The organism is Desulfobacterales bacterium (assembly GCA_034520365.1).
Taxonomy (GTDB): Bacteria; Desulfobacterota; Desulfobacteria; order Desulfobacterales; family Desulfosalsimonadaceae; genus M55B175.
Genome location: JAXHNP010000008.1, coordinates 51409 through 62457, shown reverse-complemented (window position 1 = coordinate 62457; position 11049 = coordinate 51409). Strand labels below are relative to the sequence as shown.

Here is an 11049-nt window from a genome sequence, read left to right as displayed (position 1 = left end):
GAGGATTTAGGTCCGCTCCCGATTCTGCATGTCCCAGCTCAGCCAGAAACCTGAGGCCAACAACAAAATCCCACCAAAGATGAGGTTTATGGATGGAACCTCATTAAATACCAGGTAGCCGAAAGCAGCGGCGACGACCGGCGAGACGATGATATCCACCAGAGAGTAGACATTGGCTGAGATATGCTGCAGCACCAGCGAGATGAACAGATAGGCCACACCGGTGGAAAAAACGCCAAGGCACATTACCCACAGCATAATCGGCAGATTGACACCTATGGCAGGGTAGCTTTTCATCAGAAATACTTCTCCCGGCCCGAAAATAAACAGGGCCGGCGAAAGCAGCAGGGTGGCGACGGCCATGTACCAGACCACCATGCTGGGGGATTCATCGCGTCCTTCATACCGCATGTAGGTGACCATGGCCGCATAGGTCAGCCCGGAGCACAGGGCGATGGCATTGCCCAGGTTGGCCGTTCCTTTTAGGGGTTTGGCGATAAAAATGCCGGCCAGGGCGATGATGAAAATCAGGATGTGGGATTTCCGGGCCTTTTCTTTAAGGAAAAACCAGGAGAAGATAAAGACGAAAAAGGGGGCCACACTCCAAAAAATCACCACGTTGGCAATGGGCGCCAGGGTCATGGCGATGTTGAACAGGCTGATCTGCAGGGCAATGAACAGACCGATAAAGAACAACGGCTTGATGTCATCCCGGTCCATCTCCCAGAAATCGCGCTTGATGAAAGGAACCGTTGCCAACAGGAATAAAAAAGCAAACCCGACCCGGTAGCAGTTTAGGGTAAAGACCGGTATGGCATCTCCGGCCAGTTTGACAAATACTCCGATGGTGGCTTCCGCCAGTGTGATTAACGCCAGATAGAATAGATTCTTCATAACCGTTTTCCTCCCATGAGTAGACAAACATGCAACTCTATTCGATAATTGAGAAAATTGACTTTCGATCCTGACCTATCCTGAACCCGAAAACAGGTTAAGTTTGTTTTTAGTGCAATTCAATCCTACTTTTGTTGAAAATTTTGCTCTGCCTATTTTCAGCAAAGGTAATGCCAGCAATCAATAAACACAAAGATTCAAACAGAATTATTTAAAGTTGCATACAATCAAAGGGGTGGCGGTCATTAATTGTAAAGGTGTTTCTATCTTCCAGGTATTGCAAATTGCAATATGGCCTGTTTTTTGTCTTGCAAATTTCAATCCACTCAAACCCGACGCCTCTTTTCAACCCCTTCATACCGGTAGCCATAATCTTGGCATGTGATTTGCTTTTATCAGTGAATAAATAAATTAAGCTTTTTGGGAACCCAAAAGACATTCCCATTGGGTAAAATTTGTAAATTTTGAACAAAAAATAAGGAGGTTAAAAATGAGACGTTTCAGCTTAAAGGGAATTGGACTTATGCTGATACTGATCTTTGGGCTGACGGTTTTTGTCGGCAATGCGTATGCAAAAAAAACGGAAGAGGATCCGTATCTTGAGCCCGACGAAACATGGATCAGCATTGATGGCACGGCCATAGAAACAACGCCCCAATCGTTTACACTGGATTATGGCGATAATATCATTACCGTGGAAATGGATGGCTGGCAATGGTATGAAAAAGACAGAGAAAAGCTTGAAGGCGACCGCGTCACCGTCTATGGCGAAGTCGATGATAACATGTATTCAACAGACACGATCGAGGCCAGCAGTGTTTATGTCGAAAACATGGGCACTTATTTCTATGCCAGTGACACAGATGAAGAAGGTGATAAAGAATATGGCGGCAGCGATTACTGGGTCACCACGCCGGTTGAGCCTGGAGCAACCACGGTTCGAGGCACTGTATCAGATGTTGAAGGAAGGGAATTCATAATCGATGAGGGTGAACAGGAACTTCGCATTGATACCAGAAAGATGCCCTACAATCCCCTGGATAACAAAGGCTATCAAAATGTTGAAGAAGGCGACTACGTGAGCGTCACCGGTGAAATGAGCAGTGATTTCTGGGAAAAGCAGGAACTGATAGCGGACTCCGTCATTACGCTTGATGATGATTAATTGCTGATTGACCGAATCACCTGAATGCAAAAAAGTCAGAAGGAGATTGACAATGCACTTTATCCGAGGAAACAAAAAAATTAAACGTTATCAAAAGATCATTTTTTCTTTATTGATTGTTGCGATATTTCTTGTCGTTCCTGCGTTATTTTGGGCGAATGACACAAACGCATCGACAGCGCAAATCAGCCCGCAGAGCTTCACAAAACTCTCGGAGAAGGCAAGTTCGGCGGTGGTTAACATTCGGACTGTTAAGACTATCGAGAGTCAGCCGGGCCAGGCCTTTCAGTATTTTTTTCAGGGGCCCCAGGGCAATCAGCAACAATTAAGAGAATTTTTTGAAAAATTTTTCGGCAACCTGCCGCAACAGCAGTTCCAGCAAAGAAGCCTGGGATCCGGATTTATTATAGATACAGAAGGCTATATTGTAACCAATTATCATGTCATCAAGAATGCCGACCAAGTCAAGGTCAAACTAAAAAGCGGCAAAGAGTATTCGGCAGAAATTATCGGCAGTGATCCCCCAACAGACCTGGCCTTACTTAAAATCGATTCGGACAAAAAGCTTCCAGAGCTTGAACTGGGAAATTCAGACAAAATGGCAATCGGACAATGGGTGCTCGCGATCGGCAATCCATTTGGGCTTGAACATACGGTTACCAGCGGCATTATCAGCGCAAAAGGCCGGGTGATCGGCGCCGGTCCGTATGATGATTTCATTCAAACCGATGCCTCCATTAACCCCGGAAACAGCGGTGGGCCACTCCTTAATATGAAGGGCGAGGTTATAGGCATCAATACCGCTATCCTGGCCGCTGGTGAAGGCATCGGTTTTGCCGTTCCCTCAAGCATGGCCAAGGACATTGTAGCCCAACTTAAAGAAAGCGGGGAAGTTACCCGGGGCTGGTTAGGTGTTGGCATTCAAAGTTTAGACAAAGATCTGAAGGCGTATTATGATGTCGATCACGGAGTCCTCGTTACCCGCGTATTCAAGGGAGATCCGGCAGACAAAGCCGGCTTGAAGCCCAATGATATAATTATCTCTGTCAACGGCAAAAAAGTCGACTCCGCCCGGGAGCTTTCCAATAAGATTTCTAACCTTTCTGTCGGGGAAAAGGCAAAAATTAAAGTTTACCGGGATGGTGATACCAAAACCCTCACGGTTGAAATTGCAAAACGGGATGAAGCAGCGCTTCATGGAAAAGGGGCAAAGGAAGATAAGGAGTCGGCTAACATGGGGATTGCGATTGCAAATATTACCCCGCAGCTGGCTGAAAAGTTAAATATTAATCAGGATGCCGGTGTTATTGTGGTCGACGTCAAGGCTGGAAGCAAGGCGGACAAAGCGGGTATCCAGAAAAATGATATTATTACTGAAATCAAGCACAAGTCGGTCAGCTCAGTTGCAGACTGCCAGAAGATTATTAAGAATGTCGAGGAAGGTGATAAAGTTCAGTTTCTTATCAAGCGACCCCGGCGGGGTCTGGTTGTTGTCACATTAACCAAGTAACCTGCCACCATCAATAGGTTCAAATCGGCTCATGAACCCCGCGAGCCGATTTGAACTTTTACTTAAGAGACAAAAATAAACCGATCTTAAAGTAACACACCAATGACTTTACAAAAAAAAATTTTCATCGGTTATGGTGTTGCCGTTATTTTGCTGGGTCTGGTCATAGCGTGGTCGGTTGGACATATCATTGCCATCAGCCAGACCAGCGATGTCATGCTTCATGAAAATCACAAAAGCATTCTTGCAGCAGAGAGTATGATCGAGGCCCTTGAGCGCCAGGAAAACGCGGTGTTGATGGCTTTTTTGGGTTCAAGGGAAATTGGCCTACAACAGTTCCGGAAAAACGAAGTGGCTTTTTTAAAATCGCTGACCCGCGCCAAGGATAATGTTTATGTTCCCGGGGAGTCAAAGCTTTTAAAGGCTATTGAGGCTCGTTATTCGGATTACGTTCATAACTTTTCACAATTCATTGAACTGGCAAATCACACAGATCAATCCTTTGAAACCAGAAAAAAACTGTACCAGGAAGCCATTGCCCCGGTAGCGGATCAGATACGTGATAAATGTATCCAATTAAGTGATACCAATGAAGACATCATGTATGAAAACAACCTTCATACCAATCGAATGGCTGACCGGGCTGTGTGGTCTACCGCCGCTGTGGCAGCCGCCGGGCTCCTGGCTGTCGTGATTTTCAGTCTAATAATTTCGCGGCGGATCACCGAACCGCTTAATCATTTGATGACAGCGGCCAAACAAATCACCAATGGTAACTATGCCGTTTCCGTGCCCGCAAAAAGCAACGATGAACTTGGGAGACTGGCAACGGAATTCAATCAAATGGCCGCCAAACTGGAAGAATACAATCAGCTCAATGTCGGCCGCATTATTGCCGAAAAACAAAAAGGGGAGGCCATCCTGAAAAATATCGGAGATGGGTTAATTGTATTTGATCATGCGCTTAAATCCACAGATATCAATCCGGCGGCCTGTGATATTCTTCGAAAACCATCGGAGAAATGTTTATCCAAATCCTGCAGCGAAATCATACCGGATGAAAAGATTTGTCAGCGCCTGCAGACAATTGCTGAAACCGGGGAAGCACCTGAGGCAGATGAAGAAGAAAGTATCATAGCAATTGAAAATTCAGGTGGGAAAAAACATTATTCCTGCTCGATGACCCCGATCGTTGACGACACAAATGCTGTGACCGGTATCGTGATGATGCTAAAGGACATCACCTGGTTTAAGGAACTCGAACGGTTAAAAACCGAGTTTGTGATGGCTGCTTCCCATGAACTTCGCACCCCGTTAGGCAGCATGGGCATGAGCCTTGGCTTGTTGCTGGACAATACGTCAGATAAATTGGACACCCGGGAACGCGATCTGTTGCAAGGCGCAAATGATGAGCTCAAGCGTTTAAAATCAATGGTTAATGATTTACTTGATCTCTCCAAGATCGAATCCGGACAGATTGAAATGGAGCTGGCGCCAATATCCATTCACTCTCCAATTGACCATGTTAAAAATTCGCTTCAGGCCCATTTTGAAAACAAAAGGGTGGAACTCGAGGTTAAAATTCCTGATGATATTCCCCAAGTCCGCGCCGACGCCGATAAAATCACCTGGGTATTGACAAACCTGGTATCCAACGCATTGCGATATGTTCCGAAAAACACCGGAAGGATCGGTATTTATGTAAAATTTTCGGAAAAATTTGTCTATATTTCGGTGATGGATAACGGCCCCGGCATTCCAGAGTTCTATCAGTCAAAAATTTTTCAAAAATTCACTCAAATTGAGGGTTATGAACCGGGTGGCTCTGGCCTTGGCTTATCTATCAGCAAAGAAATTATTCGGGCGCATGGCGGAACGATCTGGGTGGAATCACAGCATGGGGCTGGCGCTAAGTTTACATTCACTTTAGCGACTGCATTATAAAATCGGGCTTGGTTACATCGGCGCCAAAGTCCGCGATATTATTCATTCAGCCCATTTTCCAGTGCTGGTATCATGCTCTTTTTATAAGCCGTGGCAAGGCATCAACTAATGCTGAAGTTATCAAACAGGAAATTGCAAGTTAATCCTCAATACAGGCAGAATCATCTTTGGGTTTGCCGTCAGACTAAATAACCCTGGTTGCAAAGCAGAAAGAAGCAGCAGAAAGAGGTTGACAGTAAGTGATGGGTCTTGTACCAAATAGCATTTCAAAATTGCGGTGCAAGACAGCATTTCATTTTCTATTTGCAGACTGCGGAGAGATGACCGAGCGGCTGAAGGTGCACGCCTGGAAAGCGTGTGTACCCTAACGGGTACCGAGGGTTCGAATCCCTCTCTCTCCGCCATTTTTAATTTTGTGCCTCAATGCTATTTAGATTGAAAATATTCTCGGTTGTCATTTCGAGCGCCAGCGAAAAATCTTATGATTGAGTGATTTTTTAAGATTTCTCGTCACTGCCGTTCCTCGAAATGACAGCGGCGGTAGGCTAAAGTTAATGACATTGAGTTGCACCTTCCTTTTCATGCCGTCGCTCCAACTCATTTTCTGCCTCAGCAACGTTTTAAAAGGAAGGAAGCCCGTGATCCTGCCCGGCAGGATCAGAACCTAATCAAGGATTAATGCATGGCATACCAGGTGCTAGCCCGAAAATACCGCCCGCAGCGGTTTGACCAAGTGGTCCGGCAGGAACATATCACCCGGACGCTTAGCAACGCCGTGGCATCCGGGCGGCTGGCCCACGCCATCCTGTTTGCCGGGCCGCGCGGCACCGGAAAGACCACGGTGGCCCGGATTCTCGCCAAATGCGTCAACTGCGCCGAAGGCCCCACGGTCACGCCTTGCGACGAATGCCGCTCCTGCATCGAGATCCGGAATAGCCACGCCACGGATGTGTTTGAGATCGACGGGGCATCAAACAACAAAGTGGAGCATATCCGGGAACTGCGGGAAAACGCCCGCTACATGCCGGCCCACAGCCCCTATAAGATCTATATTGTGGATGAAGTCCACATGCTAAGCGATGCGGCGTTTAACGCCCTGCTAAAGATCCTTGAGGAGCCCCCGGCCCATGTGATGTTTTTCTTTGCCACCACCGAGCCCAACAAAATTCCCATCACCATTCTCTCCCGCTGCCAGCGGCATGACTTCCGGCGGGTGGAAATCGATGCATTGATTGCCCACATGTCAAACCTCTGCCAGGCGGAAGGGATTGATATCAATGAGGAAGGCCTTTCCCTGGTGGCCCGGGAGGCAGACGGCAGCGTGCGCGATGCGCTGAGCCTCTTGGATCATATCATGGCCTGTGCGCTTGAGGATATTGATACCCAGGCCATTCTGGATGTTTTGGGCGGAATTGACCGGCGGGATCTGTTTGCCGTTTCTGAGGCGGTGCTTAAGGGAGATACCGGCACCGTGCTTGAATTAATTGACAGCGGCTATCGCCGCGGCCAGCATATGATGAAACTTTTCACCGAGATCATCGCCCATTTCCGGAATTTGCTGGTGGTTAAAATGGGCGGGGGCGCAGAGACCCTGGCGGATATCCCAAAGCATGAACGCGAGGCCATTGAGGCCCAGGTGGCCGATATCCCCGCCACCTATCTAAACCAGATCCTGGATGTGCTGTTTAAGGAGGAAACCGCTGTCAAGTATTCCACCCAGCCGAAACTGGCGCTTGAAATGGCGTTTCTCCGGATTCTGCAGATAAAGCCCGCGCTTTCCTTTGACACGTTGATTGAAAAGCTTGATCTTTTAAGACAGGAGTTCCATAAAAACGGCGGTGCAGCGGACATTTCGCCAAAAGCTGCGCCGAACCCGCCCCCGCCGGAACAGACACCTGAACCCGCATCAGAAAGCCGGGGACATGAGGCTGAAGAGCCGCCGCCCAGCCAGACAGCGGATCGGTCAGGCAGTCCGGCTGAGTCGATTGCTTCGGTTGAGCCGCCGCTTGATTCTTCGGCTGATCCGGCTGCGTATGGAATTTCTGAAAGCGAAACAGCGACCGGTCAGGCCCAGGCAGAACCCGAACCCGGCCCTTCGCCTGAGCCACCCCCGGAAACCCCGGATGAGCATTGGCAATGCATCCTTAAGGCCCTGTCGGAAAATCAGCCGTCCCTTGCCGCCTGCCTTACGGAAAGCCGGCTGAAATCGATCGGCGAGGAACAGATCGAGGTCGAAATGCCGCCGAACCAGTTTCACATGAACTGGGTCACCCGGGACAAAAACCGACAGATACTTGAAAAAATCTGCGGCCGGCATTTTAATAAAACCATTGCGGTCTCCATCGTCAGCCAGCAGCAGGCGGCCGGATCATGCGAAAAGACCAATAAACAAGAGGCCCGGCAGTTAAAGCAGGAGGCGCTCCACCACCCCATGGTGGAAGCTGCCATGAAACTGTTTCAGGGCCAGATCATAGACGTAAAGATTCTATAGGAGGAATTTAAAGTCATGAAAAACATGGGAAAAATGATGAAGCAGGCGCAGCAGCTTCAGAATAAAATGGAAAAGCTCCAGGAGGAGATGGCGGACAAGACCATCGAGGCCTCAGCCGGCGGCGGGATGGTCAAAGCCGTGGCCAACGGCCGGCAGCAGATCGTCTCCGTCTCCATTGAAAAAGAGGTGGTGGATCCGGAAGATGTGGAGATGCTGCAGGACCTGATCGTGGCCGCGGTAAACGACGCCCTGGCCCAGTCCCAGCAGATGGTCTCCGAGGAGATGAGCAAGCTCACCGGGGGCATGAATATTCCGGGCATGATGTAATAATTCATGATCCAGTATCCGGCATCCATTACCCGGCTGATCCGCAACCTGTCCAAGCTCCCCGGCATCGGCGAAAAATCGGCTGAGCGCCTGGCCATGTATCTGCTTCAGGCGCCCAAAAACCAGGTGGTCGAACTCGCGGAAAGCCTCAAGGAATTAAAGGAAAAGGTCCGGCTCTGCCGCCAGTGCTTTGCCTTAAGCGATGAGGAACTCTGCCGCATCTGCAATGATCCCGCCCGGGACGAACAATTGATCTGCGTGGTGGAGCATCCCGTGGACATGGTGGCGATTGAAAAAACCGCCTCCTACAAAGGCCATTACCATATCCTGCAGGGGCTTTTATCTCCTATGGACGGCATCGGCCCGGGGGATATCCGCATCCGGGAGTTAATCGAGCGGGTTTCCCGGGGATCGGTCAAAGAGGTGATCATCGCCACCGGCACCAATGTGGAAGGCGAAAGTACGGCTGCCTATATCCACGAGCAGTTATCCCGCCACCCGGTCAAAGTCACCCGCATTGCCTCGGGCGTTCCCATGGGCGGGGAACTCAAATACGTGGACCAGGTCACGCTGAAAAAAGCGCTGGAGGGCCGCCGTGCGGTTTGATCCGAATTGTCCGGAAGAATTTTTCCAATGCCGGCAGTGCGGGGACTGCTGCATCGGCTTTGGCGGCACCCGGCTTACCGGCCGGGATATCCAAAATATCGCCGATTACCTTGAGATTTCCTGCGAGCATCTGATCACCGCCTACTGCCAGCGCGCGGGCAAGCATCTTTACCTGGCCCAAAAAGATGACGGCTACTGCGTCTTCTGGGACCGGCTCTGCACCATCCATCCGGTGAAACCCCGGATGTGCAAGGCCTGGCCGTTTATTGAAAGCGTTCTCGCGGATCCCTACAACTGGCAGATCATGGCCGGCATGTGCCCGGGAATAAACCCGGATGTGCCCATCGCGCCATTAAAGGCATGTGTGCGTAAACAGCTGGATGCGCTGGAGAGAGCAGAGGATGCCTCTGAGGATTCGGATAACCAGAAAACCGGTGCGGCTTAGATGATCGGAATTTTTGACTCGGGCATTGGCGGACTCACGGTGGTGCGGGCGGTTATGGACCAACTGCCGGGCTATGACATCGTCTATTTCGGCGACACGGCCCGGACCCCGTATGGCAACAAAAGCAGCCGCACGGTTGTCGACTATTCCGTGCAAAACACCCGATTTCTTTTGGATCAAGGGGCCAAGCTGGTGGTGATGGCCTGCAACACCGCCTCCAGTGTGGCCACAGAAACGGTTAACGCCCAATTCGATCTGCCCATCTACGAGGTGATCACCCCGGCGGTCAACCAGTCCCTGGAGATATCGAAAAAAAAGGCCATTGGCGTGATCGGCACCCGCGCCACCATATCAAGCGGGATCTATGAACGAAAAATCCATGAAAAGACGCCGGACGCCCGGGTTTACTCCAGCCCCTGCCCGCTTCTGGTGCCCCTGGTCGAGGAGGGCTGGCTGAAAAAGCCGGAGACCCGGATGATCGTTAAGAAATACCTCCACCCGCTAAAGGTCCGCCAGATCGACACCCTGATTCTCGGCTGCACCCACTATCCGCTGTTAAAGTCGATTATCGCCCACAAAATCGGTAAAAAAGTGGCCATCATCGACTCTTCCATGGCGCTCGCCCGCGAAATTCGAAGTTTTTTAGACGAGCGTCCGGAGATCGACCAGGCGCTTTCCAAAACCGGAAATAACCGGTTCTTTGTCTCAGATATTACCCCCCAGTTTAAAAAAACCGCCCGCGCCGTGATCAAGCAGGATATTGCGCTTGAACACGTGAGTCTATAGCCGATCAACCTGCCATGGCCGCCCGGTAGTTGGGCCCGACAATTAAAAGGGTGTTCGGCAGATGGGTTTGTATTTTCTCCAGGGTTGATCCAAACAGCACTTCCTTGATAGCCCCGTGGCCGTATGCCCCGGCAATGACCAGGGCGTCATAGGGGACGTCATACAGGTTGTCGATAAAGTTGCCTGAATCCCAAATCCGCCACTCCCGGACATACTTGTCCATCTCCGACCCCAGGTTTTCCTTCTCGATCACGCCTTCATAGTAGCTTCGATCCCGCTTGTCCTCCTGGGTAAATACATCCAGCGGAAACCCCGTCAGTCGGGCCAGTCGAAATCCGGCCCGAAGCGCCTTGACGGCATTGGCTGAACCGCCGAAAAACACGCAGATACTCTCCCACGGTTGATACACTGAACAGCCGAGTAACACGGGAAAACGGGCCGAATGAATAATCCGCCGCACCCGGGGCCCGATATAGCCCAGACCGATTTTTGAGGACAAATCACTGATGGTTCTCGGACAGCACATGAAGTCAAAGTTTACCGGCAGGTCCGGTAGAGTTGAGGCGGTAAAATTCTTCGGCTCCAGGAACTTGGGCTCGGGCAGCCCCTGCTGCCGGAGAATTTCAGCCGCATGATCCCTGGCTGTTTCAGGGGCCCGAAGGTAGGAGCCGTCAAGATCCACCTGAACCACATCGTTTTCAAAATACATCAGAAACTTTACATACTGGGGTACGTAAAGAACGGGCAAAATCCCCAGCGCACGGCAGAAATAGGCGGATTGGAGCAAAAGTTCCCTTCCGAGCGGATTGTTTCTGAAAATATGCAAAAGCTGTAAGTCCATGACGACCGTCTCCTTGCATAATAGGTATTAGGTATTAGGT

General features: G+C 50.1%; 10 protein-coding genes and 1 tRNA gene. 9 read left to right on the top strand and 2 right to left on the bottom strand.

Annotated elements, in window-relative coordinates:
* Window positions 1-6: 6 nt before the first annotated feature.
* A complete protein-coding gene (locus U5L07_19115) occupies window positions 7-894 on the bottom strand; it encodes a DMT family transporter (GenBank protein ID MDZ7833857.1) in 888 nt (295 codons plus the stop codon).
* A gap of 490 nt (window positions 895-1384) precedes the next feature.
* Here U5L07_19115 and U5L07_19110 point away from each other — a divergent pair, with 490 nt between their 5' ends.
* The 9 genes from U5L07_19110 to murI all read left to right on the top strand — a co-directional run bounded on the left by U5L07_19110 (window position 1385) and on the right by murI (window position 10168).
* Window positions 1385-2059: a hypothetical protein gene (locus U5L07_19110; protein MDZ7833856.1), complete on the top strand. Its 675-nt coding sequence runs from the start codon at window positions 1385-1387 to the stop codon at window positions 2057-2059.
* Between the two features lie 7 nt (window positions 2060-2066).
* Window positions 2067-3569, top strand: a complete 1503-nt coding sequence (locus tag U5L07_19105; GenBank protein ID MDZ7833855.1) for a DegQ family serine endoprotease — start codon at window positions 2067-2069, stop codon at window positions 3567-3569.
* Between the two features lie 102 nt (window positions 3570-3671).
* Window positions 3672-5513 carry an ATP-binding protein gene (locus U5L07_19100; protein MDZ7833854.1) on the top strand — a complete coding sequence of 614 codons (1842 nt, stop codon included), beginning with the start codon at window positions 3672-3674 and terminating at the stop codon, window positions 5511-5513.
* A gap of 314 nt (window positions 5514-5827) precedes the next feature.
* Window positions 5828-5917 (top strand) — tRNA-Ser (locus U5L07_19095).
* Window positions 5918-6195: 278 nt separating this feature from the next.
* On the top strand, window positions 6196-8004 hold the full coding sequence (gene dnaX, locus U5L07_19090; protein ID MDZ7833853.1) for a DNA polymerase III subunit gamma/tau: 1809 nt from the start codon (window positions 6196-6198) through the stop codon (window positions 8002-8004).
* A 15-nt stretch (window positions 8005-8019) separates the two neighbouring features.
* Window positions 8020-8331, top strand: coding sequence for a YbaB/EbfC family nucleoid-associated protein (locus U5L07_19085; GenBank protein ID MDZ7833852.1), 312 nt, complete (start codon window positions 8020-8022; stop codon window positions 8329-8331).
* Between the two features lie 6 nt (window positions 8332-8337).
* Window positions 8338-8937: a recombination mediator RecR gene (recR, locus tag U5L07_19080; protein MDZ7833851.1), complete on the top strand. Its 600-nt coding sequence runs from the start codon at window positions 8338-8340 to the stop codon at window positions 8935-8937.
* Window positions 8927-9382, top strand: coding sequence for a YkgJ family cysteine cluster protein (locus U5L07_19075; GenBank protein ID MDZ7833850.1), 456 nt, complete (start codon window positions 8927-8929; stop codon window positions 9380-9382). Before recR ends, U5L07_19075 begins: the two co-directional genes overlap by 11 nt.
* Window positions 9383-10168 (top strand): glutamate racemase, encoded by a 786-nt coding sequence (murI, locus tag U5L07_19070; protein ID MDZ7833849.1) that lies wholly within the window; start codon window positions 9383-9385, stop codon window positions 10166-10168.
* Window positions 10169-10172: 4 nt separating this feature from the next.
* On the opposite strand, the gene U5L07_19065 is transcribed toward murI, so the two are convergent.
* A complete protein-coding gene (locus tag U5L07_19065) occupies window positions 10173-11009 on the bottom strand; it encodes a universal stress protein (protein ID MDZ7833848.1) in 837 nt (278 codons plus the stop codon).
* Window positions 11010-11049: the final 40 nt, after the last annotated feature.